Origin of the sequence: Fusicatenibacter faecihominis (genome assembly GCF_020686945.1) — a bacterium.
GTDB classification, from domain to species: domain Bacteria; phylum Bacillota; class Clostridia; order Lachnospirales; family Lachnospiraceae; genus Limivivens; species Limivivens faecihominis.
In genome coordinates this window covers 1-24,759 of sequence record NZ_JAJEPR010000003.1, presented here as the reverse complement: position 1 = coordinate 24,759, position 24,759 = coordinate 1, and the positions used below count along the sequence as shown (strand labels likewise).

Genomic DNA, 24,759 nt, shown 5'->3' with positions numbered 1-24,759 from the left:
AAGAAATGAAACGGCAGGAGCCGGACATCTTGAAAAAGGGTGTCCGGCTCCTTTCTTGTACAGGAACGCATATCTGGCGTCCTTTTTCATAAGATAGAAACAGAAGAATCAGTGGGGGAGCGTATCAGGATGGATGTGAGAAAGTTCCGGGGAGCGGGTGTATTGATGCTCTGCCTGCTTCTGACAGCGGCGGGAATCTGGAATTTCCGTCAAGGCAGTCTGGAAGTGGCAGGAGGAATCAGCGCCAGGCCGGTGAATGAGGTGGATACGGCGGAGGCAAAAGTGGGCCTTATTTTTCAGGTGACAGGAAATGGGGAGGAGACGGAAAACGTTTTAAAAATCCTCCGGGAAAATGGAAAAAAAGCTACCTTTTTTGTGACGGAAAGCTGGGGAGAATCCTGGCCGGAACTGGTGACGAAAATCATACAGGAAGGGCATGAGCTGGGACTTTTAAGCCAGGAGGGCAAACGATGGGATCGCCTGAGTGTGAGAGAAGTGCGCTCTCTTCTGGAACAGGCGGGAGAACGGCTTCGGAATATCACAGGGAGAGAACTTACGCTCTTTCAGGAGCGGGAAAAACGCTATGGGACAGGACTTTTGCAGGCGGTTCAGGGGGCAGGTCTCCAGCCGGTGGGCTGGTCTGTGGACTCAGAAGACTGGAAGGATTACGGGAGCGACGCCATTTTTAAGACCGTGACAGAGAGCGAGAGACTTCGTCCGGGAGCCCTGCTTCTTTTCCACACCGGGGCAAAAAATATGGCTCCCACCCTGGAAAAACTGCTTCCGGAGCTTGGAGCCATGGGATATGAAGCGGTGCCTGTCGGGCATCTTTTTTAATCTTCTTTGTGAGATTTCTCGGAAACGATCTCTTTTAACTCTGCAAGAGCGGACTCGAACTTCGGAGAAGCGATGGTCGGATGCGCTTTTAAGAGCTCCTTGCGGAAGAAACCGAGACGATTGGACAGAGCCTTGCGGTACTCGTTGTCCACAATGTACTTGGTTTTCAACTGCTCCAGTTCCTCACGGAAGGCAGTCAGCTGTTTGCCGGAACGGCGCTCCTCGCTGTGCTCATGCTTCTGCAGGAAATCCAGTTTGGCTTTGACAGACTGGAGGGTGCCGGAGAGACGGTCCTTGGAATTGGAAAGGGTTTTGAAAGCAGCGGTCTGGCCGGTGAAGGCGATAATGGCATCCAGACGGGTCTGGACTTTATCCATTTCTTCCTTGGCGGCGGTCATCTTTGCAAGGAGATCCTTGATATCGAGGGCTGCCTTGAAGGAAAGGGAGAAATCAGCGGCGATATAGATCGTCACCACCAGGGCGATGATTCCTTCGGGCCTGGGCGGAATGGCATTTACTACGGCCTCCACAGGCGTCTGCAGAATATGAACCATGGCGAGAGTCAGAAAGCCCCAGGCGATGGTGGTGCCCAGACAGATGTGGCCGTTCAGGTTGAAGCGATTGTTGCTGTAATCCCAGTAACGGACCTTGAAGAGGGCCTCCATCGCGGCTCCGGTGAAGTATTCGAGGATCGTAGCTCCTACTGCGCCGAAGAGGAAGGTAAGGAAAACATTGTCCCGGACCGGAATGGTCACAAACAGCATAATGACGGCTCCGGAACCGTAGAGGGGAAGAAACGGTCCGCGCATAAAGCCACGGTTGATCCATTTCTTGTGCTGAATGGAAACATAGGTGGATTCAAAGCACCAGCCGAGGAAGCAGTAGATGTAGAAGAACATCAGCCAGTCCACGGTGGTATAGGTTTCATAGCTCATAGACTTACTCCTTTTTTAAAAAATTTGCAGGTTGAAGTTAATTCCTATTGTAGTGGATAAATGAGAAAAATTCCACTTCTTTTTTATATTAAGGGCGATAGTAACTGTGAAGATACTGAACAGTTACGAGCGGTAATATCGGAGCACATGGGAGACATATTCCGGGTCGCCGTACTGGCTCCAGCCAAGCTTTCCCTTCATATTTTCGGCAAATTCCAGCGCATTGTCCTGGGAATAACCGCCGTAATTGGTGAGAGCCCAGGAAGCGTAGGAATTTCCATAATTGTAGGTTTGTAAGGCGAGTTTTAGCCTGGACTTTTGCCTGGGGGAAGTGCAGCCGGCCTCGTTCAGGCAGTAGGCGAAGGTCTCCACGCCCACCCGGATGGAATAATCTGGATCCAGGATGCTGTTCGGTGTGTTGGCATACCAGGTGTTGAAAGGGCTTTCTGAGGCCTGCATGACGTCGGCCACAGAACCGGCGCTTTCCTGCTGCATGATGGCCAGCACGACCTGGGAGAAAGCCGGGATGGAGTATTCCTCACAGTACTGATCCACCAGGGCCTGATATTGAAGGACCGAGTCGGAGAGATTTACCGCCCGTCCTTTTCCGAAGAGTAGATGGGGCCCGAAAGGCGCCAGAAAGAGGAAGAATACAAGAAAAATTCCCGCCAGGGAAAGACCAATGCGAAGATGGAGCTGTTTTTTTCGCTCCGCTACGCTTAAAGAGCGCCTTTTTCGGGGCGGTCGCTTTGTTTTCGTTTTATTTTCCATAAGAATCCTCATTTCGTAAGAGTCCCCCTCAGTATAGCAGAGAACAGATAAATGTCAAATCGGGATTCCCAAATAAAAACAGTCGTGATAAAATGAAAAAGCGTAAGAATAGCCGGAGGGACGGCTGATATAGGAGGCAGAAGATGAAATTTACAAAAATGCAGGGAATCGGCAACGATTATGTGTATGTCAACTGTTTTAAAGAAGAGGTAAAGGATCCGGCGGCTGTGGCCCGTTTCGTCAGCGACCGGCATTTTGGGATCGGTTCGGACGGCCTGATCCTGATCCGTCCCTCAGAGAAGGCAGACTGCACGATGGATATGTATAACCTGGACGGTTCTCAGGGAGCTATGTGCGGAAATGGCATCCGTTGTGTGGCAAAATACGCCTATGATTACGGCATTGTGGACAAGACGGATATCGCAGTGGAGACGAAGGCAGGTATCAAGTATCTTCATCTGACTCTGAAAGACGGAAAGGTTTCTGAAGTTCGGGTAAACATGGGAGCGCCCATTCTTGAGGCGGTGAAGATCCCCATTGTTTCCGAGAAGGAACAGGTCATCGATGAATCCCTTGAGGTTGAGGGAAAAGAGTACTATATCACCGGCGTTTCCATGGGAAATCCCCATGCGGTGATTTTTCTCGATTATTCCCCGGAGGAGCTGGAGCTTGAGAAAATCGGCCCCTCCTTTGAAAATCACAAACGCTTCCCGGACCGGATTAATACAGAATTTGTCCATGTGCTGAACCGGAACACCGTGGAAATGCGCGTCTGGGAGAGAGGCTCCGGGGAGACCATGGCCTGCGGAACAGGAGCCTGCGCTGTGGCAGTTGCTTCTATTTTAAATGGCTTTACGGAGGAGGAAGTGACTGTGAAACTTCTGGGGGGAGATCTGAAGATCTTCTGGGACAGAAAAGAGAACCTGGTCTATATGACCGGACCGGCGACCACCGTTTTTGACGGAGAGATCGAGCTGCCGGAGGCAATCGCATAAGAAAAGGAGAGGAAAACTATGATCTATCAGGTAATGAATATTAAAGCAGAAACCTATGAAGAGCCTGCGAAGCTGTATCTCTATCTTCTGGAGAAATCTCTGGAGATCGGCATCGACAAACGGCCGCTGATCTTTATCTGCCCGGGCGGCGGCTACGGCATGACTTCTGACCGTGAGGCGGAGGCAATCGCTCTGCAGTTTGTGGCAGCCGGTTTTCATGCGGCAGTTCTCCGCTACAGTGTGGCTCCGGCCCGTTATCCGACCGCCCTTCTTCAGGTGGCAGCAGGCTTCAAATATTTAAGAGAGCATGCGGAGGAGTTCCACATTGATGCGGACAGGATGGTGGTTCAGGGCGCATCTGCAGGCGGCCATCTGGCAGCCTCCTACGGTGTTTTCTGGAAGAAAAAAACCTTCCTGGCAGAAATGCTGCATACGACGCCGGAGATGCTGAAGCCCAACGGCATGATCCTGAGCTATCCGGTTATCACCTCCGGACCGAAGGCTCACAGAGGCTCCTTTGAAAATCTCCTGGGCGACCGCTATGACGAGCTGGTGGACGAAATGTCCCTGGAAAATCAGGTAGATGCGGACACGCCGCCCGCTTTCCTGTGGCATACCACGGAGGATGACTGCGTACCTGTGGAAAATTCCCTGCTCTTTTATCAGGCTCTCCACAACCAGGGAATCTCTGTGGAGATGCATATTTATCCCCATGGCCCCCACGGTCTGGGTCTGGCCAATGAGCTCACGGCTACCAAAGATGGTTTCGGCATCCAGCCCGAGTGTGCCACCTGGATCGACCATGCAAGGACCTGGCTGAAAAATCTCTGATACGGGGAATGGATATGGAATCAAAGATCGAACGACTGTTAAAAGAACTGACTCTGGACGAAAAAATTGGCATGATTCATGGAAAAGGCCTTTTTGAGACAAAGGGCGTGGAGCGGTTGGGGATTCCGCCTTTAAAACTTTCCGACGGCCCCATGGGTGTGCGGAACGAATTCCCGGGGGACAGCTGGGTTCCGGTGGGAAATTCCGATGATTATGTCTCCTATCTCCCGTCCAACAGCGCCCTGGCTTCCACCTGGAACCGGAAGCTTGCCGGAAAATGCGGCCAGGTCCTGGGAGAGGAGGCCAGAGGCAGGGGAAAAGACGTGATCCTAGCTCCGGGCATCAACATCAAGAGAAGTTCCTTATGCGGCAGGAATTTCGAGTATATGAGCGAAGATCCGTATCTTGCCGGGGAGATGGCAGTTCCTCTCATTGAAGGCATCCAGAAAGCGGATGTGGCGGCCTGCGTGAAGCATTTTGCCCTGAATAATCAGGAAACGGATCGCCTCTGGGTGGAGGTGGAGGTCAGCGATCAGGCCCTCCGGGAAATTTACCTTCCGGCTTTCAAAAAGGCGGTGAAAAAAGCCGGTGCTTTGTCTCTGATGGGAGCCTATAACCGTTACAAAGGAGAGCACTGCTGCGAAAGCAAAGAACTTTTAACGGATATCCTGCGGAAAGAATGGGGCTACGACGGAATGGTGGTCTCCGACTGGGGAGCCGTCCACGACACGAAGAAAGCGGCGGAGAGCGCGCTGGATCTGGAGATGTCCGTCACCTATGATTTTGACAATTACTGTCTGGCGCGGCCTCTCAAAGAAGCGGTGGAAAAAGGCGAGATTTCCGAGGGGCTCATTGATGAGAAGGTGAAAAATATCCTCCAGCTCATGGATCGGCTCCATATGCTTCCGGGAGAGCACCGGCAGAGCGGCTCCTACAATACGCCGGAGCACCAGAAGACTCTTCTCAAAGCGGCGGAGGAGTCCATCGTTCTTCTGAAAAATGAGAACCACATCTTGCCCCTGAAGCCGGAGCGGATCAGAAAGCTTCTGGTCGTCGGCGACAATGCCAACCGGGCACATTCCGGCGGAGGCGGCAGCGCGGAGATCAAGGCTTTTTACGAGATCACGCCCCTTCTGGGGATCAAGATGCTGCTGGGTGGCAATACCCGGGTGGATTTCTGTCAGGGTTATCTGGCGGATGATTTCCTGACGAAGGAGGCCGGCTGGCAGGAGGAGAGCCTGAAAGACGGCGGCGGAAAGACTGCCGGGGAAAAAGATACGGACGGGGCGCTGCTGCAAAAGCAGAAAGAACTTCGGGAGGAAGCCCTGCGGAAAGCTGCTCTTTACGATCAGGTTATTTTTGTGGGCGGTCTCAACCATCAGCAGGATCTGGAGGGTCGGGACCGGCCAGATATGAAGCTGCCTTATGCTCAGGATCAGCTGATTCTTGAGCTTTTAAAGGCAAAGCCGGATACGGTTGTGGTTATGGCAGCCGGTTCTCCGGTGGAGATGGGGGCGTGGCTTTCAAGAGCCAAAGCCCTGGTCTGGAACTGGTACGCCGGTATGGAGGGCGGCAAAGCCCTGGCAGAAGTCCTTTTCGGTAAAGTCAACCCCTCGGGACGGCTTCCTGAGAGCTTTCCTTTTTCTCATATGGACTGCCCGGCCCACTGCATCGGAGAATTTCCCGGCGGAAAGACCGTGGCCTACAGAGAAGGAATTTTCGTGGGCTACCGCTATTATGAGACCCGGCAAGTGCCGGTGGCTTTTCCGTTCGGCTATGGTCTTTCCTACACGGAATTTACCTATGAGCGGCTGAAAGCCCGGGTAAAAGGAAACGGAAATGGCGCGAAGGTCCAGGTGACGTTAGGCGTGGTCAATACGGGAGCCATGAAGGGAAAAGAAGTCGTACAGCTTTATGTGGGAAGAAAGAATTCGGGAGAAGACCGGCCCATACGGGAGCTGAAGGCTTTCGACAAGATTTCGCTGAAACCGGGCGAGATCAAAAATCTGGAATTTATGCTGGATATGGAAGCTTTTTCTTACTATGATGAAAAGGAAAAAGAATTTCGGGTGGAAAAGGGCGCCTATATCATCAGTGTCTGCCGGTCCTCCCATGAGGTTTGGATGGAAACAGAAGTGGAACTGTAAAAAAATGCTGCGGCGTCAGAAAATGACGAACCGCAGCATTTTTTATAGCGACGAGGAAAATGCACGCACTTGTGCAGGTGCATTTGACGACCGCTAATCAGATCGAGATGCGCTACGCGAATCTCGATCTGCGTTAGAGAAGTTCGATGCCGTGTTCTGCGGCAGCCTTGACGTCCTCCTCGGGCCAGAGAGAAGCCTGTACCTCGCCGATGTGGGCTTTTCTCAGGTAGAACATACAGATACGGGACTGGCCGATTCCGCCGCCGATCGTGTATGGAAGCTCTTTATTCAGGATGGCTTTTTGGAAGGGAAGCTCCGCCCGCTCCGGGCAGCCGGCCCGCTCCAACTGTTTTTTCAGGGAATTCTCATCCACGCGGATACCCATGGAAGAGAGCTCCAGAGCGATGTCGAGCACCGGATAGTAGACGATGATATCGCCGTTTAAGGACCAGTCGTCGTAGTCCGGAGCACGGCCGTCGTGAGGAATGCCGGATTTCAGCTTGTCGCCGATCTGCATGATAAAGACAGCGCCCTTGAGCTTTGTGATCTTGTATTCCCGCTCCTTCGGGGGGCAGTCCGGATACATATCTTCGAGCTCCTGAGAGGTGATGAAGAAGATATTTTTCGGAAGGATTTCCTCAATATAATCATACTCGATGGCCATGTATTTCTCTGTTTTTTTCAGAGCCTGGTACACTTCCTGAACCACCTGTTTCAGAGTGTCCATGTTGCGGTCTTCTTTGGAGATGATTTTCTCCCAGTCCCACTGGTCCACATAGATGGAATGGATGTTGTCTGTCTCCTCATCCCGGCGGATGGCGTTCATATCGGTATAAAGACCCTCGCCGTAGGAAAAACCGTATTTTTTCAGAGCGTACCGTTTCCATTTTGCAAGAGAATGGACGATCTCGGCATTTTCGCCCTTTATGCCGCGGATATCGAAGCTTACCGGGCGCTCCACGCCGTTCAGGTTATCGTTCAGACCAGAGGAAGGCTCAACGAAAAGGGGAGCGGTCACACGCAGAAGGTTCAGCCGCTCGGTGAGGGCGCGCTGGAAGAAATCTTTGACGGTCTTGATGGCAACCTGGGTATCGTGAAGATTCAGATCGGAATGGTAATTTTCAGGATAAATGGATTTGCTCATAAAAATCCCTCCTTTGTTTTCTTTTCAAAGGCCAAAAGACAGCAGATGAGTATTCTCTGCCGCTTTGAACCGCTACAGTACATGTTAGCATACCAGGAAAAAGGTGTAAACTGGAAATTTCAAAAAATTAGGGCTGTTTTCGGAAAAGGATCTGCTATAATAAAGATACTATCTTTTGCGTGGGAGAATGAGAAAATGAAAAGGAAACATTCTTTGAAACTGGTGATCGTAAGTCTGGCTTTTCTCTGCTGGCTGATTCCCATCCTTCTTATGGTGGCGGTGATGGGCTATTATGTGCTGAGTAAGCAGGATGACGAGCAGCTGGAGCGGCTGGCGGAGCAGATGGCAGCCAGCAGCCGGATCTGTCAGGAGCGGCTGGATGGGGCCATTGCCAATTCGAGAAGGATCAGCTATGACAAGACCGTGCAGCAGAAATATGAGCAGTACCAGCGGGGAGAGCTGTCCTACGCGGCCCTCTACTCGGAAGTCCAGTACTACCTTTCCGTGGAGTACAGCCGGAAAAAAGAGGCGGCCTTTGCTCTCATCATGATGAACGGAAAGGAAAAGGACGAAAGCTTCAACGTGGTAAACAGCAGTGCTGGCGGAAGCTATCAGGGGATTCTCGAGTTCTGGGAGCAGGACGCGGAGCTGGTGAAGGAGTGCGCGGCAAAACTTGATACGGCCATCGGTTTCGTTCAGAATCAGGGCCGCCTTAAATACCAGTTTGACCATATTTATGAGGAAGAGCTGGCCCTGAAGGACGCCAGAATCATGGCCCTGCAGTCCCATAGCAATCCCCATTTCATGAACAATACGCTGGAGATCATCAACTGGGAGGCCCGTCTGGCAGAAAACGACAAGGTTTCGGAGATGATCAGTTCTTTAGGAACCCTTCTGGATGCGGCGCTGGACCGGAAAAAACAGCCGGAGGTGCCGCTTAAGGAGGAGCTTACCTATGTGAAGGCTTATCTTTTTATTATGAAGGAACGCTTTGGCAAGCGCCTCGAAGTCACGCTGGAGATCCCGGAGGAGCTCTATCAGGAAAAGGTTCCGCGGCTGATCCTTCAGCCCGTCATCGAGAATGCCATCGCCCACGGCGTTCAAGTGCAGGGCACAGGAAAGGTGCGGATTACCGGAAAAAATATGTAAAGGAGGCGCAGGAAATGAAGGAAAAAAGATTTTCAGCAGGAAAATTCATCGTCTATCTCATCCTGATCTTCTGGGCGCTGACTACCATTTATCCTCTGGCCTGGGTGTTCTTAAATTCCTTCAAGGATAAAAAGCAGATCATGAGCAATTCCTTTGCCCTGCCTATGAGAGACCTTTTTACCACGGATAACTACGGCAATGCGTTTCAGAAGCTGAACATTTTCGGCGCTTACCGGAACAGCCTGATCATCTCCTGCAGCGCGGCGGCTCTCGTGATCCTTTTTGCGGGAATGGCTTCCTACGCGCTGGTGCGTTACAGCTTCCGGGGCAGAAAGCTTCTGAATAACCTGGTCATTGCGGCCATGATGTTCCCGGTTTTCGCCACCATCATTCCGGTCTACCGGATGGAATTTTCCTGGGGGATCGTCAATACCCAGAATCTCTGGCTTTCCCTTCTTTCCTGTGCCCTGCCGCAGATCGCGGGCAATATGGCTTTTGCGATTGTGGTCCTCACAGGATATATTCAGGGACTTCCCATTGACCTGGAGGAGGCGGCCTATATGGAAGGCTGCACGGCCATCAAGATCTTTTTCAAGGTCATCATGCCGCTGACCAAGCCCTCCTTCGCAACCGTTGGAATTTTCAGTTTTATCTGGAGTTACAACGATCTGTTTACCCAGCAGTTTTTCCTGAGAAATAAGGAACAGTACGCCATCACCCGTCTTTTGCTGGAGATTTCTAGCCGGGAAGGAACGAACTATGGCCTGATGGCAGCTGTAGTGTCCCTTATCGTGGTGCCCATGCTGATCGTTTACGCCTGCCTCCAGAAATACATCATCAAAGGAATGACCGCCGGAGCACTGAAAGGCTGAGAAGGCTTTACAGAAAGTCTGTAAAATGGTATGATGCAGAAAAAGCAGTGTGGGGAAGAGAACTTATGTATAAGGTAATGATCATTGATGATGAACCCATCATCGCCGAAGGACTTTCAAAAATCATACCATGGAGCCAGTGGAATGCGGAGGTTGTGGCTGTGGCGCCGGACGGTCTGACCGGGCAGACACTCATACGGGAGAAAAAGCCGGATCTGATTATCAGTGATATCTGTATGCCGGGTCAGGACGGCCTGAACATGATCGCAGCTCTGAAATCGGAATTTCCGGATATGGAAGTGACGATTCTCACCGGATATCGGGATTTTGACTACGCCCAGCGGGCTATCCGCCTGGGCGTAAGCCGCTTTCTCTTAAAACCTTCCAATCTGGGAGAACTCAACGAGGCCGTGGAGACCATGGTACACAATCTGAAGAAGAAGGGGATCCAGCCGGACCGGCAGGAACCTTCCGGAAAAGAGGAGAGCGAAGAGCAGAAAAACGCCGCCGGAAGCTTCATCGTCAGCAATGCGGTCCAGTACATGCAGGAGCATTTCCAGGAAAAGATCACCCTTCCGGAGGTGGCCGAGAAGATCTATGTGAGCCAGTGGCATTTAAGCAAGCTTTTAAACCGCCACATGGGGAAAAATTTTTCCGAAGTTTTAAACAGCATCCGCATTGAGAAAGCCAAGGAACTCATGAAAGATCCTTCCCTTCGCCTGGCGGACATCGCGGAGATGGTGGGCTTTCTGGATGTGGCCCACTTTTCCAGAGTTTTCAAGAAGCTCACCGGAGTCTCCGCCGGCGAGTACCGGAACCATCTATAACGACAGAAAAACCGAATGTATTTTTATAAAAACCCTCTTTACGATAGAGGGTTTTTGTTATATGATATAGAAGACTGTTCAAGAATTAGTGTGAAACGCACTGGAAATACACAACATATAGTATAATTGAAGGAGATTGCATATGTACGTTATCAAGAAGGACGGCACCAAGGAAGAATTTAATGTGGACAAGATCATTGCCGCAGTCAATAAATCCGCGAGCCGTATTATGTACCGTTTTACAGAAAATGAGATTGCCTTTATCTGTGAATATGCCAAGGAGAAAGCGAAGGAGAGAAGCAAAGACGGCATCACGATTCCGGAGATGCACAACATTGTGGAGGGAGCCCTGGACAAGGTCAATCCCGCTGTGGCCAAGAGCTACCGCGATTACCGGAACTACAAGCAGGACTTTATCCACATGATGGATGAGGTCTACACCAAGAGCCAGTCCATCCGTTACATCGGCGATAAGAGCAACGCCAATACCGACAGCGCTCTGGTGGCCACCAAGCGAAGCCTGATCTTCAACGAGCTGAACAAGGAGCTCTACCGGAAATTCTTCATGAACAGGGACGAACTTCAGGCCTGCAAGGACGGTTACATCTACATCCACGACCAGTCCGCCCGCCTGGATACGATGAACTGCTGTCTCTTTGATATCGGAAGTGTGTTGAGCGGCGGTTTCGAGATGGGAAATGTCTGGTACAATGAGCCGAAAACCCTGGATACGGCTTTCGACGTCATGGGTGATATCATTCTGAGCACCGCGGCCCAGCAGTACGGCGGTTTTACCGTACCGGAGGCGGATAAGGTTCTGGCGCCCTACGCAGAGAAGAGCTACCGGAAATATAAGGAAGAGTTCTTGAAATATGCAGATCCCTCCTGGCAGGGAGCCGAGGAAAAAGCCGAGCAGTACGCCATGAACAAGGTAAAACGTGACTTTGACCAGGGCTGGCAGGGCATTGAGTATAAACTCAACACGGTCGGTTCCTCCAGAGGAGATTATCCCTTCGTCACCGTGACCATCGGCCTGGGTACGGAACGCTTTGAAAAAATGGCTTCTGTCACTCTTCTGAACGTGCATATGGGCGGTCAGGGCAAGCCGGGAAATAAAAAACCCGTGCTTTTCCCGAAGATCGTCTTCCTCTACGATGAGAACATTCACGGACCGGGAAAATGCTGTGAGGATGTTTTCGAGGCGGGCGTGGCCTGTTCCTCCAAGACCATGTATCCTGACTGGCTCTCCATGAGCGGAAAAGGCTATATTTCCAGCATGTACAAGAGATACAAGAAAGTCATCAGTCCCATGGGCTGCCGGGCCTTCTTAAGCCCCTGGTATAAGCGGGGCGGCATGCATCCGGCAGACGACAAGGATGAACCCGTATTTGTGGGGCGCTTCAATATCGGCGCCGTGAGCCTGCATCTTCCGATGATTCTGGCAAAATCCCGTTCCGAGAGCAGAGATTTCTATGAGGTGCTGGACTACTATCTGGAGATGATCCGGAATCTTCACAAACGGACCTACGATTATCTGGGCAATATGAAGGCCTCCACCAATCCGCTGGCTTACTGCGAGGGCGGTTTCTACGGCGGCCATCTGAAGCCCTCCGAGCGCATCAAACCGTTACTGAAGCCTATGACTGCTTCCTTCGGTATCACGGCTTTAAATGAGCTTCAGGAGCTTTACAATGGCAAGTCCATCGCCGAGGACGGCGCTTTCGCCCTCGAAGTTCTGGAATATATCAACAAAAAGGTCAATGAGTTCAAGGAAGCAGACGGCTGGCTTTACGCCATCTACGGAACCCCGGCAGAGAGTCTCTGCGGTCTCCAGGTGGAGCAGTTCCGGAAAATGTACGGCATCGTCGAGAATGTTTCCGACCGTCCCTATGTGAGCAACAGCTTCCACTGCCATGTGACCGAGGATCTGACTCCCATCGAGAAACAGGACCTGGAAGGCCGTTTCTGGGAGCTTTGCAACGGCGGAAAGATTCAGTATGTCCGTTATCCCATCGATTACAACATCGAGGCCATCAAGAGCCTGATCCGAAGAGCCATGGATCTGGGATACTATGAGGGTGTGAACCTGTCTCTGGCCTACTGTGACGACTGCGGTCACCAGGAGCTGGAGATGGATGTGTGCCCGATCTGCGGTTCCAGAAACCTGACCAAGATCGACCGGATGAACGGCTATCTATCCTACAGCCGTGTCCATGGAGACACCCGTCTGAACGAAGCCAAGATGGCGGAGATCGCCGAGCGGAAATCTATGTAAAGAAGGCAAAACAATGTTTGGAGAAGCGCATGCTCACCTGTTTATGAACGGCTATGATTACCGGAAGGCCGTGGAGACGCATAAAGGGCATATCGAGGAGACAGTCCTCCGGGGCTACCTGGAGGAGTACCGGAAACGGGGCGTGACCTTTATCCGGGACGGCGGCGATGATCTGGGAGTTTCTTCCTTTGTGAAGACCATCGCCCCGGAATACGGGATCGATTACCGGACACCGGCCTTTGCGATCCATAAGAATGGCTGTTATGGCTCCATTGTGGGAAAAGGCTTTGATACGGTGAAAGAGTACGAGAGTCTGGTGCTGGAAGCGAAAAAGCGGGGAGCCGATTTTATCAAGCTTATGGTTTCCGGCATTGTGGATTTTTCAAGATATGGAGTCATCACATCGACGCCGCTTACCCGGGAAGAGATGCGGGAGTTCTTTCATATCGCCCACGAGAAAGGTATGGCTGTTATGGTTCATGCCAACGGGGCAGAGACTGTGCGAAACGCCGCGGAATGTGGAGCGGACAGCATCGAACACGGAAGATATGTGGATGAGGAAGCCATAGAAGCCATGGCGGAATATCATACGATCTGGGTTCCCACGGTGGTGACGGTGCGGAATCTCCTGGGCTGCGGCCGTTTCCCGGATGAAATTGTGAAACGTCTCTATGAGGAAGACTGCCGGAATCTACGGTTGGGAAAAGAAAAAGGTGCGATCTTAGGTCTTGGAAGTGACGCGGGAGCCTATCTGGTGCCCCACGGAAAAGGAATTGAAGATGAATACAGAACCTTTCAAGAGATATTCGGGGCATCCGAAGAACTGGATAACTTCTTAAGAAAGGGAGAAGAGGAACTCAGAGAACGCTTTCAGCGTTCCTGAGCTTTTTCTCTACCGTCACATGGTCGAACTCAAACTGGCTGCTGAAATGGCCGTCATCACCGATGAAATCGGCGGTTTCTTCCGGCTTCATATTGAAGACTTCTCCGATGGTCAGTGCTTCATGGGGCTTGAAGGCAGCGTTTTTCATCTCTTCCAGGAAGACGCCGATGCCTTTGGCTTCGTTCAGCATGTTAGCAATGGAAGAGAGTCCGTCGGGATGATCCACCGGATAATCCCGGAAGGGAAGGGCTTTCTTGATGTTGATGATGGCATCAATCTGGAAACCGGCGATGCCCTTTTCCAGCCACCAGTTGATCATTTTATAGAGCTCCTGGCGAAGCTCCGGATTCTCCCAGTTGAGATCCGGCTGACCTTTGTGGAACACATGGAGATAATAGAGCTCATCGTAACCAGGAACCGGTTCCCATACGGGGCCGCCGAAATAGGAGCGCCAGTTGGTCGGAAGCTTTCCGTCGTGGCCTTTCTCGAAGTAGAAGTATTTTCCATATTTTCCGTAGGGATCCCTGAGAGCTTTCTGGAACCACTCATGCTGGTCGGAACAGTGGTTGATAACCAGGTCCATGAGGATATACATGTTCCGTTTTTTTGTCTCAGCTAAGAGTTCGTCCATATCCTCCATAGTGCCGAACCGGGGATCGATGCCATAGTAATCGGAGATGTCGTAGCCCTGATCCTTCAGGGGAGAAGGATAGACCGGGGAAATCCAGATGATATCGATTCCCAGATCCTTTAAATAGTCCAGTTTTTCGATAATTCCGCGAATATCGCCGATACCGTCCCCATTGCTGTCATAGAAGCTCTTGGGGTAAATCTAATAAGCTACATTATTGTGCCACCATTGTTTTTTCATAGTCAAAATGTTCCTTTTCTGAATGAAAGTATCCTTATCTTATCACGCCTGTCTTCATTTTTCTTCCATAATTTTTCCTGTCAGTTACGGAATATTGACTTCTCTTAAAATTTTAAACTTTCCCGATAGCTGGAAGGAGTCTTTCGTGTGAGGCGCTTAAAGCAGGAAATAAAGTGGCCCATGTTCTGAAAACCGCAGTCATAGCAGATATCCAGGATTTTATCATCCGTGTCACGAAGAGACTGACAGGCCTTTTCGATACGAAGGGAGTTGATGTATTCGGTCAGGGTTTTGCCCAGAGATCTTTTGAAAAAACGACAGAGATACTGGGGATCCATACCGGCCAGATCGGCAAGCTCATGAAGATAGATCCGGTGCGTGTAATTTTCATGGATGTAGCTTAAGAGCCTTTTGATTGTGAGAATCCGCTGAGAATCTCTTCCACTGCCTGATTCGGAAGAAAGGAAAAGCTCATGGGAGCTGAGAATGGCAATGGTTTCCAGGAGAACTGCCTTTGCATGCAGAAGGGAGACTGCAGAGGGAGCAGGAGCACTTTTTAAAAGTAGCAGCAGAGAGGTTTTCAACTCCTGACCAGCAGGGGAAGCCAGGGGAATTCTGGAGGGAAAGAGAAGCTTCTGACCGAGAAGGGGGAGAAGCAGCTGCTGCTGGGTCAGGTCATAGGAGGAGAAAGAGAGCATATCCGGGCGGAAAAGCATAGCGTATTCCAGGCAGTCAGCGGAAAGCTCCACGGAATGAAGCTGCTCCTGGTTGAGAAAATAAAAGGAGGGTTCTTCGGTGGTGACATCATAAGTATCTACTTCAACCGAATAACCGCTGCCCTCAATGTAGAGGATCTCCATCTCCTCATGCCAGTGATGCGAGACGCTGGTAATGGTGCGGATGGAATTATAAAAGGCACAGGGAAATTCCATATTGCCGTGTTTTCGTGGTTCTTTCAGAGTCTCTGGAGGTTGTTTCATAAAATAAGATTCTCCTTTTGCAAGTATAAATAACGAAAGTCCCTGCCCAGTAAAATACAAAAGGCAGGGACTTGAATCTTAGATGGGTTTGAGATTTTGATATGAAGCTTTAGGACTGGCCGTGGGCAACTACCGGGGTAGGACGACGCTGATCGAAGACTTCGGAAGCCTTGAACATGTTGTCGAGGACCGTGGTCTGACCAAGGCTGGATTTGTAGAGCTGATAGCCATCCAGATCGATACGGCCCTGGCGGACGTAGTGATCGCGGATCTGTACCCAGTAGGGCTGAGAGGCATCCACATTGCAGAAGAAGTTGTAGCCGGCACTCTTGAAATACTGGTACTTTTCGTTGCTGTCACTGTAGTCATGCCAGTCACCGATGTCGTTTCCGTGGGCGAAAATGATAGTATCCACAGCGCCGACGATGTTCTGAACATTGGCTACCCATTTTTCATTGTCGGTTTTCAGTTCGTCAACCGTCTTATCAGTCACGCTTAAGTGGCCCCAGGTATGGCTTGCAAATTCCCAGCCTTCCTCTTTGAGGGCATTGGCAATGACAGTGGCTTCCTGGATCTCTGTCTGACGGTTGAAATCCGGATGCTCTTCCAGCCATTTTGCCTGATCTTCCTGGAGATGTTCTTTTGTCTCATAATCGGAGTCGGTACGATAACCGAAGACTCCGTTGTAACCGGTGAGAGCGATAAGACCTCTGGCACCTTTGTAAGCGCCGTCGGGATGTTCCTTTAAGAAGGTATTGAGCCGGGGAACCACGTCGAAATCGCCGACTTCCTCGGTGCCGTCTGCAGTGACATAATGGCATTTCACATCGCCGTTCTCATCGAGGATCAGCTTGTCCGGATAACCGGCTTTCTGGTAGGAATGGTAGTAGCTTAAGTCATCCACGGAGAGAACGACCGCTTTTTTGTCCGGAGGAAGCATGAGGTTCTGGTTCGGTGCAAAGGTGACATTGCCGTTTTCATCGGTAGTCTCTGTCACGAGATCCCGGAGCCGTACGAAAACATAGCCGTTATCGTACATGGTCTGGGTGATCTTGTCAAACTCTTCTACAGTGGTCATCCAGGCGTTCATGCCATCTACCTGGCTCTGGCCGAGGACTGAGACATCGAAAGCCCGAGTTGTATCGTTGATCAGTGAATGGTAAAAAATATGAGGTACTGTGGTGACATCCACTGCCACGCAGGAAGCCTTTGTCGTCTCAAATTCCTGGATGGCTGCCATGATCTCGGTGTTTGATTCGTAGGAATCCACGCTCTTTAAAAGATCAATAGCTCCGTCATAGTCGTAACCGGCGGCCAGAAGCCGGGCTTCGGCAATCGGATCGGAAGTACCTTCCGTCTCCGTTTCAGAACTGGTTTCGCTTTCTGTCTCGCCGGCAGAAGTGTTTTCTGTGTTTTTGGCGTCGGAGCTGGCTGTCAGGTTGTTGTCTTTCGGATTCTTTTTGGCATCACCGGAAGGTGACAGAAAATGCCACGCTGCGGAACTGGCGATAACCAGTACTACGACCAGGACTGCCAGGATGATGCCCTTCATCATCAGTACCTGATGCCGCCTTTTCTTCTGGCGCGCCCGTCGGCGCTCAGCCATACGTTCGTAATCGGATTCATTCATGATTTATATCCCCCTTTAAGATGAATGTGGTCTGCCGGAGCTTTCATACTCCGACAGAAAATCCCATTACTTTCAGTATACTGACATTTCATAATCTTGTCCAGAAAATACAGCACAATAATTTTCGAAAAGAAGAGGGTTAAAGTTGCATTTTGCCGGAATATTCATGGTGAATCCGTCTGAGGGGCAGCAAAGCGCGACTTTTACAGTCAGAGGACATAGGTCGTGGTGTTGATGATACAGGGGGCAGGGGCGTTGATTTCGGGCATTTCGTCATTTTTGCCGAAGATGTTTCCAAAAATGGAACCGGCCAGGTTTTCTGCCTTGGAGGCTAGGGAAGGTCCGATGGAGACATAGTCTTCGGCTACGGAGATGACAGCGCTTTTCTGCTCTTCGGTACAGCTGATGTCGACGCAGTCGGAGAAGTGCAGGAGAGAATGGATTTCCTCCGGAGTGATCGACGGATCCAGTTTGACACTGACGCAGTCCGTACAGGAAATTCCATCCGGGGAGAGGGATAGAAGATTCCGGTCAATGGTGACGGAGATGCGGTTTGTGAGGATCTGGCCCCGTAGGACTTTCAGCTCTTTGTAGACCGGATCAGTGGCCAGAAAAGCAGCCTCCTGGTCGGCGGAAAGCAGCACAGTGCCGTCGATATGGGGATTTTTCAATCGGGAAATCAGCGGTGTGGAAGCCTGATTCAGCGAAAGGTTTCCGTTGATATAAAAGCTGGGGCCGTATTTCTGAAGGAAGGCATCGTTCAGCACAGCATCGTCCTCCATAATATAAGTACCATTGTCCGGCAGAATTGCCAGATCGGCAGTGTCCGGGTTTTCCAGAAGCTCCAGAACAGTCTCCAGATCCTTGTCATGGAGCACAACTTTCTGAGCGGAAAAACGAACCTGCTTTTCGGCCAGGGCAGGAAGATCCAGCTGGGAATCCAGAAGAACCAGAAGCTTCGGCGTGTAGTAGAGACTTCCTTCTTTTGCGGTGCGATGGAAATACCGGTTGGGAAGAAAGACCGATTTTGTCAGGATGGCCTTATCCGGATAAGCAATGAGTTTTCCGTTGATCTCCACATTTCCCAGGGAGGAAGAGAGACTTTCCGGGCAGTAGATCGTGCCATTTACCACAATTTTCAGATAGGAGGAAAGGGAAGAGGCCGCATCAGGAGAGATGGAGAGCTTTCCGTTCACGATAAGGATCGTGGGTCTGGCGGGCAGAGTACCTGCTTTGATCTCATAGGAACCGTTATGAGTGGAAAAGGCAGGCGCTTCCTCCTGCTCCCAGTCAATGACGGTGGCAGAGTTTACGTTGACGGAATAGCGCCCGAGAAGCAGCCGACTCCTGGCGTTGCTCAGAAGGACGCCGGTATTGATGGAGACAGAGGCATAGGATGAGAGTGTTTCTTCTGTTACTTTTCTGGCGTCGCAGATGGCGCAGTTGACGCTGAGTTCCTGTTTTTCCATAGTTTAATCCTCCAATTCTTTCTTTAAATGCTGGCGGGCAGAGAAGAGCTTGGCCCGGACCGCCCCGGGTGAGAGGGAAAAAAGCTTCCCAAGCTCTGTGGAATTATAGCCCTCAATATAGCGCAGAACAAAAAGGACACGTTCGTCCTCAGGCAGACGGCGAAGCAGATCCTGGCTCAGGAGAGAATCATACTCGGAAGGAAGCTCGTCACCGGCCGTTTCCGGCAGTTCTTCCATCACTGCTTCATAGGCGGCATGCCGGGTCCGGTCGATAAAGAGATTTTTTACGACCTGATAAAGCCAGGCCCGGCGCTGGGGCGGTGTCATGGTCTGAAGCATTGCTTCATTGTTGATGGCTTTCCAGAAAGCCTCCTGCACCAGATCCTCAGCGGTGGATCGATCCTGAGTCATGGTGGTACACCAGCGGATCAGTTCGTCCCGGAGATCCCGGTAAAGCTCTTCAAGCATGTGACAAAATATCCTTTCTATAGATAGAACTGATTTCCGGAGCTGTTCTGTACCGGATCGGAGTAGAATAGATTCCGGGAAGCAGAGAGCGTGTCGGCCTCACATTTCTTGAAGTAGACTTCATAACGAGAGGTGCGGAAAAATGTTCTGAGCTGTGTTGCAATTGATTTAAGATCTGTTTTCATAATAAGCCTCCAAAAAGTTCTTTTACAGGATTGTTTTTGGAGAAAAGGTACCGTTTCTTCATCTGTTTTCACTTATATAACGGATGGAAAACGGAAAGTGTTGGAACTTTTTGAAAAAACTTCTGAAAATTTTTTAGAACACAAAAAAACTGCCGCATGGTTACTCCATACGGCAGTCTTCGAAAAGCGTTTATTCGTTGTCTTTGAGACGGTCAAAGACCATTGCATAGCCATCGTTTCCGTAATTCAGAGAACGGTTTACCCGGCTGATGGTAGCGGTGGATGCGCCGGTTTTCTCGGCAATCTCCAGATAGGTTTTTCCATCCTGGAGCATTTTTGCTACCTCAAATCTCTGTGAAAGTGAGAGCAGCTCGTTGATCGTGCATACATCTCCAAAAAAAAGATAGCACTCTTCACGGTCCTTCAGACTCAGCACAGCATCAAATAAAGCGTCTACTTCCTTGGTTCTTACGTTTTTGCTCATGTTACCCCTTTTATCTCCTTTGCCACGGTTTTCCGTTGAAATACGGCAAAACCGCTTTCTATTTTCACATTTTAACACATTAAACGACTAATGTAAAGTCGAGGTTTCCAGCTTACTTCCGGTTAATGTATTTCTGGTACTCCTTCACGGAGCGGTTGACGATGAGTTCCTCTGGAAAATCCAGTTCTTCCAGAAGGATCTGGACGAATTTATGATTGCCCACATCTTCCTGGGTGTGGGCGTCGCTTCCTAATATAATAGGTGAGCCGTATTTCATGCAGTATTCCAGCATCTCAATATCATTGGGAAGCGGATTCTGGCGGGCTCCCAGCGGATGGAGGGAATTGTTGTTCAGCTCGAGGAGTACCCCCTGCTCCTTGGCGGAACGCACAACGGCCTCGTAATCCAGCGGAAAACGGCTGTCATCCGGGTGTCCCAGGATGTTTACATAGGGATTTTCCATCGCTTTGATGGCTGCCCGGGTATTTCCGTCCTTGCCGGCGTTTTTCTGCATGCAGGGCGTATGCATGCTGGCGATGACCACATCCATCTGCTGCAGCAGATATTCGTCCATGTCGATCCTGCCGTCCGTGTCCATAATGTTGACTTCAGCTCCGTGGCGGATCTCGATGCCATACATGGTCCTTGGAAGAATCCGCATGTTCATGAAATAATATTCATGGCAGGTTCCCGGCATGGCCATGGCATGCTCGGTGATCCCTAGGAGCTCCAGCCCTTTGTCCGCCGCGGCGCGGGCCATCTCATGAAGTGTGCTGTAGGCGTGGCCGCTGGCAATCGTGTGGGTGTGTGAATCCAAAATGTCTTTCATATTTTGTACCTTCTCTTTTTGTTCTCTAAGGTCATTATAGACAAAAAGGGAGAAAAAGTAAAGCCTTCCCTCTGTGACTATTTCCGGTTTTCTGTGTATTTGACCGTTACCAGTTTTTCATAGGGGACCCGCTCTTTCAGTTCACCGGCGTCGGTGAGGATATCCTGGAGAAGCTCGAAGCTTTCTTTTTCAAAATTCAGATCGGTCTTCCAGGTGTCCTGTTCGGCGTAACGGCGGACAATGCGGGTGATGACATCAAGATCGGTCTCCTTAAACTGAGGTTGGATGGTTTTGGCGATCTCCTCCGGCGTGTGGGAGCTGACATATTCCATGCCTTTTTTCAGGGCATTGACGAAGTTCTGAACGGTTTTTTCATTTTCTTTGAGATAACTGCCGCGGGCACAGTAGGCGGTGTAGGGGACATAGCCGGATTCCACGCCGAGGGAGTCCACCACATAGCCTTTTCCTTCTTTTTCCAGGGAGGTGGCCCCAGGCTCAAACTCCACCGTGAAATCTCCGGTTCCGCCGGAAAAAGCAGCGGCCGTGGAGCCAAAGTCGATGCTCTGGTCGATGGAAAGATCTGCGGCCGGGTCGAGCCCTTTCTGCTTCAGGATATACTCAAACACCATCTCCGGCATGCCGCCTGGCTGCCAGGGCTCCATGTAAATGAAAATTGGCATCGCCGGTTTCACTCACTTCGATGCGATCGATAAGAAGAGCCAGATCTTTCCGGGTGAGAGAGCGGTTTTCGATGAGCTGATCCAGAAGCGTCAACGGGTCTTTGAAAGGAAGCGGTTTCGTGGAAAGGGAGGCTTCTGTTTCCCGGAGTTCCTTTTCCAGAGCCAGGATTTTTTCGGAGCGTTCTTTTTGGAGAATAGCGTAGGCTTCCTGAATCAGGACTTCGTTTTCGGGGGCGAGGGAAAGGTCTCTTATTTTCTGACTCAGAAGAAGCTGTAATTGCTTTTTCTGGTAGTTGAGGGCCTGGCGGGCCTTTTCTATAGAAAGGGAACCGCCATTTCCGTAAGAGGTAAGTTTTATGGAATCTTTTGTGAGAGTTTCCCGGTAGTGGCGAAGGAAGGTCAGAACATCCGTTATCAGAGCTTCTTCCTCGATGAGATGGGCTTTGGGGCAGTAGCGTTTTCCTTTGGAATTATAAGTGGAGCAGATATAATAGTTCCGTTCTCCCGAGGAGGTTTTTCGATGGATGGGCGTGAGCCGATGGCCGCAGTCCTGACAGAACAGGAGATTTACGAAAGGGCGGGAGGGGGAAGCGCCGCGATAAGCGGTTCTGGAGCGATTGGCTTTTTCTCTTTGGACCCGGGTAAAATTGGCGGGATCAATGATAGCCGGGTGGTGGTCAGGGAAAAAATACTGCTCGTCTTTTGGCACGCGCTTATCCTTTCCGTGAACCGTGGAGCGGGAGCGTTTTTTTAGGCGGAGAACTCCCGTGTAAAAATCATTGTCGAGGATTTCCTTTACCATGCCATCGGACCAGCGGTAGGCAACGGAGCGCCCGGACAGTTTTCCAAGCTTGATTTCCCGTTCGTGGAGCGCCTGGGAAGGCGTGGGCACGCTATGGTCTGTGAGAAAAAGGGCAATCCTCCGATAGCCTAGGCCGGAGAGGTAAAGGCGGTAGATTTCACGGATGATTTCTGCCTCTTTGGGGATAATTTCCAGAATTTTTTTGTCATCGGGACTGCGCTGATAGCCGAAAGGAGGCCGCGTGAGGAGCGTTCCTTCTTTTTGACGGGCGTTGATGGCACGTTTGATCTTTTTGCTTGTGTCTTTTACATATCGTTCATTAAACCAGGTCTTGATCCCGATCATGTCGTCGCTGGAATCCATGGAATCGTAATTGTCATCGATGACGATCAGGTGTTTGCCGCGCTCCTGAAATTCATCGAGCAGCAGAAGAACCTTTGCGTTATGCCGGCCAAGGCGCGAAAAATCTTTGACATACACGGTATCGATGCCGTTGTCGAGATCAGTCATCAGCTGCTGAAAGCCCGGCCGGTCAAAAATATAGCCGGAAAAGCCGTCATCCTCATACCACCGGTTGATGACTGCGCCATGTGTCTCGGCGTACTGGCGTATAATCAGCTTCTGATTTTCGATGGAAACATAATTTCTCTTATCATCGTCTCTGGAGAGACGGACATAGCCTGCATTCATGGAGAATCCTTTCCAGAAGGGAATTATTAAATTGTATGCGGATGCCATTCCGCCTGATTGCGGAAAAGTATGAAATTTGATATGATTTTAAAAGATATGGACATTTAGGGGCATTCTGCGCTGGGATTCCGGTGCTTTTCAAGCAGGGCCCGGATACGGTCGCAAAGATCAGCACCTGAATCCCCTTCCAGAAACGCGACAACCCGAAAGCCCTGATCCGCATATTTCTTGCGTTCCTTTTCAAATTCATCCTCAGAAGAAAAATCATTGCGCCAGAGATATTGGGTTTGCTTACGCAAAAACAACACATCTTTTCTGTTACGTTTTCTGGAACTATCCTATGAAAAACAGGCGGTTTTGGTGCCTGTCCGAATCATTATTTTGGAGGTGTCTATGAAGAAATTATCAGATTTATCAACAGGACCTGACGGGGTAATATGGATTGTTTTTATCCTGTTTACCATACTTTCCATCATTTTGCTTTCCGGCCACGGAAGCTGGCTCATTTCCGGATATAATACAGCCTCAAAAGAAGAAAAAGCAAAATATAATGAAAAGAAATTATGCAGAACCATGGGGATCGGAATGGCGGTTATTGCCGTTCTCATACTGGTTATGGGGATGTTTGAGGATGTTCTGCCTGCATTTTTCGTCTATATTGCGGTGGGGATTATTTTGGCGGATGTTGCGGTGATTATCATCGTGGGAAATACGATATGCGGAAAGTAATGAATGAAAAGAGTATAGTTTACTGCGAGATAAAAAGAGAATGTTAAAACTCTTTGACAAGCATGCTCTCTACAACGGACTTGGAAGTCTGATTCCGATTCAGACCGGCGCTACAAATGATTGGCCGGTAATTTTTGTGCTGGACAGCAGAAACCGCATACTCACCGGGGGAGAATATAGTTTTGACTGCAGCCTGATCAGCAATCTGGCTTATCTGGCACTGATTCTCTTTTTTCTTTTCTTATTGCACAAAAAGGCAGTTCTCTGGAAAAATCTGCGGTTTTTCTTGATCTGTGAGGTAGAGGATACAGGTAGAATTTGAGTAGGTATAGAAAAGGATTGAATGGAAAGGAACTCTGAATCAAATATTTGGATATTCATTCGGAATAGAAGATTTATAGATGAAAGAGATTATTTGGCAGGCGTCGCGGCTCCTGCATCTCTTTTAACCCATAGGGTGCGTGGTTGCAACGAAATTTACCACCTCAAATAATCTCTTTACTATCTTATACATAGTATAACCCAACTATGCTTTTTTGTAAATAATCTCCTTATTATGCAAGTAGTTATTCAGCCTCTTTTCAGTTATTTTCCAACTGGTAATTACAGAATTTTTATAATCCTTATTATCATCAGAAGTTATGATTTTAAGCACCGGAAGAGAATTTTCTTCATTATTGAATAACTGCGCGTCGCATTCTCGTTACTTCAGTGATGAGTTAGACGCGCAATTTTTTATAAAAATATCGTAACTATTCAGAGCCACCTCGATTCCTCTGTGCTTCCTCTCGTTGTGGCTTCTCGTCAAATAGATTTCCAGTCAAAAGTGTTCGTTCATGCAAGCATGACTCACACTTTTTGCTGAAAATCTGCCTGGCTCTGAATAGTTACAAAATATCCAGAACAAATGTTTACTTAAAGAAGCACATATGGTATAATATAGACATGGAAAAAGAGATATTTAATATAAATAAAAATCAACTTTCATATGGTAGAGGATATGTATATTCTCTGCAGTATCATCTGGTCTGGTGTACGAAATACAGGAAGAAAGTATTAAAAGACGGGATTGACCTGGAATGCAAAAAGATGCTGCAGGATCTGGCAGAGGAGTATCAATTTCAGATCCTGGCAATGGAAGTCATGCCGGATCATATCCATATGCTTGTGGATTGCCGGCCGCAGTTTTATATTTCAGATATGATCAAGATCATGAAAGGGAATCTTGCACGTCAGATGTTCCTTGTACATCCGGAGCTGAAAAAAGAACTGTGGG

General features: G+C 49.8%; 23 protein-coding genes and 2 pseudogenes. 12 read left to right on the top strand and 13 right to left on the bottom strand.

Features of this window, described 5'->3' with window-relative positions; all coding sequences use genetic code 11:
• The first annotated feature begins 129 nt into the window (after positions 1-129).
• Positions 130-837 carry a polysaccharide deacetylase family protein gene (locus LKD71_RS02315; RefSeq protein ID WP_178046297.1) on the top strand — a complete coding sequence of 236 codons (708 nt, stop codon included), beginning with the start codon at positions 130-132 and terminating at the stop codon, positions 835-837.
• On the opposite strand, the gene LKD71_RS02310 is transcribed toward LKD71_RS02315, so the two are convergent.
• Both LKD71_RS02310 and LKD71_RS02305 read right to left on the bottom strand, forming a co-directional pair.
• Positions 834-1,772, bottom strand: coding sequence for a putative ABC transporter permease (locus LKD71_RS02310; protein WP_178046298.1), 939 nt, complete (start codon positions 1,770-1,772; stop codon positions 834-836). The two genes, LKD71_RS02315 and LKD71_RS02310, sit on opposite strands and share 4 nt — an antisense overlap.
• 123 nt (positions 1,773-1,895) lie before the next feature.
• Positions 1,896-2,543: a lysozyme family protein gene (locus LKD71_RS02305; protein ID WP_227614186.1), complete on the bottom strand. Its 648-nt coding sequence runs from the start codon at positions 2,541-2,543 to the stop codon at positions 1,896-1,898.
• A gap of 143 nt (positions 2,544-2,686) precedes the next feature.
• Between LKD71_RS02305 and dapF the strand changes: the two genes are divergently transcribed.
• From dapF to LKD71_RS02290, 3 genes are read left to right on the top strand one after another with little or no spacing between them, the layout of a single operon-like run.
• On the top strand, positions 2,687-3,538 hold the full coding sequence (gene dapF, locus LKD71_RS02300; RefSeq protein ID WP_178046300.1) for a diaminopimelate epimerase: 852 nt from the start codon (positions 2,687-2,689) through the stop codon (positions 3,536-3,538).
• Positions 3,539-3,556: 18 nt separating this feature from the next.
• Complete coding sequence (locus tag LKD71_RS02295) at positions 3,557-4,369, top strand: alpha/beta hydrolase (protein WP_178046301.1); 813 nt, start codon at positions 3,557-3,559, stop codon at positions 4,367-4,369.
• 14 nt (positions 4,370-4,383) lie between these two features.
• Positions 4,384-6,516, top strand: coding sequence for a beta-glucosidase family protein (locus LKD71_RS02290; protein WP_331466359.1), 2,133 nt, complete (start codon positions 4,384-4,386; stop codon positions 6,514-6,516).
• Between the two features lie 133 nt (positions 6,517-6,649).
• Here the strand turns inward: LKD71_RS02290 and asnA are convergent, their stop codons facing one another.
• Positions 6,650-7,660 carry an aspartate--ammonia ligase gene (asnA, locus tag LKD71_RS02285; RefSeq protein WP_227614185.1) on the bottom strand — a complete coding sequence of 337 codons (1,011 nt, stop codon included), beginning with the start codon at positions 7,658-7,660 and terminating at the stop codon, positions 6,650-6,652.
• A 195-nt stretch (positions 7,661-7,855) separates the two neighbouring features.
• Between asnA and LKD71_RS02280 the strand changes: the two genes are divergently transcribed.
• The 5 genes from LKD71_RS02280 (at position 7,856) to LKD71_RS02260 (ending at position 13,666) form a co-directional block, all read left to right on the top strand.
• Positions 7,856-8,809 (top strand): sensor histidine kinase, encoded by a 954-nt coding sequence (locus LKD71_RS02280; RefSeq protein WP_227614184.1) that lies wholly within the window; start codon positions 7,856-7,858, stop codon positions 8,807-8,809.
• 14 nt (positions 8,810-8,823) lie between these two features.
• Positions 8,824-9,681 (top strand): carbohydrate ABC transporter permease, encoded by an 858-nt coding sequence (locus LKD71_RS02275; protein WP_227614183.1) that lies wholly within the window; start codon positions 8,824-8,826, stop codon positions 9,679-9,681.
• A 65-nt stretch (positions 9,682-9,746) separates the two neighbouring features.
• On the top strand, positions 9,747-10,508 hold the full coding sequence (locus tag LKD71_RS02270; RefSeq protein WP_227614182.1) for a response regulator transcription factor: 762 nt from the start codon (positions 9,747-9,749) through the stop codon (positions 10,506-10,508).
• 142 nt (positions 10,509-10,650) lie between these two features.
• Positions 10,651-12,783, top strand: coding sequence for an anaerobic ribonucleoside-triphosphate reductase (gene nrdD, locus LKD71_RS02265; protein WP_178045688.1), 2,133 nt, complete (start codon positions 10,651-10,653; stop codon positions 12,781-12,783).
• Positions 12,784-12,796: 13 nt separating this feature from the next.
• Positions 12,797-13,666 carry an amidohydrolase family protein gene (locus LKD71_RS02260; protein ID WP_227614181.1) on the top strand — a complete coding sequence of 290 codons (870 nt, stop codon included), beginning with the start codon at positions 12,797-12,799 and terminating at the stop codon, positions 13,664-13,666.
• 4 nt (positions 13,667-13,670) lie between these two features.
• On the opposite strand, the pseudogene LKD71_RS02255 reads toward LKD71_RS02260, so the two are convergent.
• The 10 genes and pseudogenes from LKD71_RS02255 to LKD71_RS02210 form a co-directional block, all read right to left on the bottom strand.
• Positions 13,671-14,498: pseudogene (locus LKD71_RS02255) on the bottom strand (alpha-amylase family glycosyl hydrolase); the annotation flags it as partial.
• 143 nt (positions 14,499-14,641) lie between these two features.
• Entirely contained in the window at positions 14,642-15,517 is an 876-nt protein-coding gene (locus LKD71_RS02250; RefSeq protein ID WP_227614180.1) for a helix-turn-helix transcriptional regulator, read from the bottom strand.
• 109 nt (positions 15,518-15,626) lie between these two features.
• Complete coding sequence (locus LKD71_RS02245; RefSeq protein WP_227614179.1) at positions 15,627-17,147, bottom strand: polysaccharide deacetylase family protein; 1,521 nt, start codon at positions 17,145-17,147, stop codon at positions 15,627-15,629.
• Between the two features lie 209 nt (positions 17,148-17,356).
• Entirely contained in the window at positions 17,357-18,616 is a 1,260-nt protein-coding gene (locus tag LKD71_RS02240) for a hypothetical protein (RefSeq protein WP_227614178.1), read from the bottom strand.
• A 3-nt stretch (positions 18,617-18,619) separates the two neighbouring features.
• Complete coding sequence (locus LKD71_RS02235; protein ID WP_227614177.1) at positions 18,620-19,084, bottom strand: RNA polymerase sigma factor; 465 nt, start codon at positions 19,082-19,084, stop codon at positions 18,620-18,622.
• A gap of 17 nt (positions 19,085-19,101) precedes the next feature.
• On the bottom strand, positions 19,102-19,269 hold the full coding sequence (locus LKD71_RS02230; RefSeq protein WP_227614176.1) for a hypothetical protein: 168 nt from the start codon (positions 19,267-19,269) through the stop codon (positions 19,102-19,104).
• A 190-nt stretch (positions 19,270-19,459) separates the two neighbouring features.
• A complete protein-coding gene (locus tag LKD71_RS02225; RefSeq protein WP_178046099.1) occupies positions 19,460-19,753 on the bottom strand; it encodes a YerC/YecD family TrpR-related protein in 294 nt (97 codons plus the stop codon).
• Between the two features lie 112 nt (positions 19,754-19,865).
• The gene (locus tag LKD71_RS02220) at positions 19,866-20,582 is read right to left on the bottom strand and encodes a phosphatase (protein ID WP_227614175.1); all 717 of its coding nucleotides are present in this window, start codon (positions 20,580-20,582) and stop codon (positions 19,866-19,868) included.
• A gap of 77 nt (positions 20,583-20,659) precedes the next feature.
• Positions 20,660-21,226: pseudogene (locus LKD71_RS02215) on the bottom strand (ABC transporter substrate-binding protein); the annotation flags it as partial.
• Positions 21,201-22,754 carry a recombinase family protein gene (locus LKD71_RS02210; RefSeq protein ID WP_227614174.1) on the bottom strand — a complete coding sequence of 518 codons (1,554 nt, stop codon included), beginning with the start codon at positions 22,752-22,754 and terminating at the stop codon, positions 21,201-21,203. The pseudogene LKD71_RS02215 and the gene LKD71_RS02210, both read right to left, overlap by 26 nt.
• Before the next feature lie 267 nt (positions 22,755-23,021).
• Between LKD71_RS02210 and LKD71_RS02205 the strand changes: the two genes are divergently transcribed.
• From LKD71_RS02205 to tnpA, 3 genes are all read left to right on the top strand, one after another.
• Positions 23,022-23,483, top strand: coding sequence for a DUF3784 domain-containing protein (locus LKD71_RS02205; protein WP_227614173.1), 462 nt, complete (start codon positions 23,022-23,024; stop codon positions 23,481-23,483).
• 40 nt (positions 23,484-23,523) lie between these two features.
• Positions 23,524-23,805: a hypothetical protein gene (locus LKD71_RS02200; protein ID WP_227614172.1), complete on the top strand. Its 282-nt coding sequence runs from the start codon at positions 23,524-23,526 to the stop codon at positions 23,803-23,805.
• A 623-nt stretch (positions 23,806-24,428) separates the two neighbouring features.
• A partial coding sequence (gene tnpA / locus LKD71_RS02195; protein ID WP_227614171.1) for an IS200/IS605 family transposase occupies positions 24,429-24,759 on the top strand: 331 nt, incomplete at its 3' end.

Excerpts from the sequence above, each read along its gene's own strand:
- LKD71_RS02315 (WP_178046297.1), top strand. The coding sequence starts at position 130 with ATGGATGTGAGAAAGTTCCGGGGAGCGGGTGTATTGATGCTCTGCCTG.
- LKD71_RS02310 (WP_178046298.1), bottom strand. The coding sequence starts at position 1,772 with ATGAGCTATGAAACCTATACCACCGTGGACTGGCTGATGTTCTTCTAC.
- LKD71_RS02305 (WP_227614186.1), bottom strand. The coding sequence starts at position 2,543 with ATGGAAAATAAAACGAAAACAAAGCGACCGCCCCGAAAAAGGCGCTCT.
- dapF (WP_178046300.1), top strand. The coding sequence starts at position 2,687 with ATGAAATTTACAAAAATGCAGGGAATCGGCAACGATTATGTGTATGTC.
- LKD71_RS02295 (WP_178046301.1), top strand. The coding sequence starts at position 3,557 with ATGATCTATCAGGTAATGAATATTAAAGCAGAAACCTATGAAGAGCCT.
- LKD71_RS02290 (WP_331466359.1), top strand. The coding sequence starts at position 4,384 with ATGGAATCAAAGATCGAACGACTGTTAAAAGAACTGACTCTGGACGAA.
- asnA (WP_227614185.1), bottom strand. The coding sequence starts at position 7,660 with ATGAGCAAATCCATTTATCCTGAAAATTACCATTCCGATCTGAATCTT.
- LKD71_RS02280 (WP_227614184.1), top strand. The coding sequence starts at position 7,856 with ATGAAAAGGAAACATTCTTTGAAACTGGTGATCGTAAGTCTGGCTTTT.
- LKD71_RS02275 (WP_227614183.1), top strand. The coding sequence starts at position 8,824 with ATGAAGGAAAAAAGATTTTCAGCAGGAAAATTCATCGTCTATCTCATC.
- LKD71_RS02270 (WP_227614182.1), top strand. The coding sequence starts at position 9,747 with ATGTATAAGGTAATGATCATTGATGATGAACCCATCATCGCCGAAGGA.
- nrdD (WP_178045688.1), top strand. The coding sequence starts at position 10,651 with ATGTACGTTATCAAGAAGGACGGCACCAAGGAAGAATTTAATGTGGAC.
- LKD71_RS02260 (WP_227614181.1), top strand. The coding sequence starts at position 12,797 with ATGTTTGGAGAAGCGCATGCTCACCTGTTTATGAACGGCTATGATTAC.
- LKD71_RS02250 (WP_227614180.1), bottom strand. The coding sequence starts at position 15,517 with ATGAAACAACCTCCAGAGACTCTGAAAGAACCACGAAAACACGGCAAT.
- LKD71_RS02245 (WP_227614179.1), bottom strand. The coding sequence starts at position 17,147 with ATGAATGAATCCGATTACGAACGTATGGCTGAGCGCCGACGGGCGCGC.
- LKD71_RS02240 (WP_227614178.1), bottom strand. The coding sequence starts at position 18,616 with ATGGAAAAACAGGAACTCAGCGTCAACTGCGCCATCTGCGACGCCAGA.
- LKD71_RS02235 (WP_227614177.1), bottom strand. The coding sequence starts at position 19,084 with ATGCTTGAAGAGCTTTACCGGGATCTCCGGGACGAACTGATCCGCTGG.
- LKD71_RS02230 (WP_227614176.1), bottom strand. The coding sequence starts at position 19,269 with ATGAAAACAGATCTTAAATCAATTGCAACACAGCTCAGAACATTTTTC.
- LKD71_RS02225 (WP_178046099.1), bottom strand. The coding sequence starts at position 19,753 with ATGAGCAAAAACGTAAGAACCAAGGAAGTAGACGCTTTATTTGATGCT.
- LKD71_RS02220 (WP_227614175.1), bottom strand. The coding sequence starts at position 20,582 with ATGAAAGACATTTTGGATTCACACACCCACACGATTGCCAGCGGCCAC.
- LKD71_RS02210 (WP_227614174.1), bottom strand. The coding sequence starts at position 22,754 with ATGAATGCAGGCTATGTCCGTCTCTCCAGAGACGATGATAAGAGAAAT.
- LKD71_RS02200 (WP_227614172.1), top strand. The coding sequence starts at position 23,524 with ATGTTAAAACTCTTTGACAAGCATGCTCTCTACAACGGACTTGGAAGT.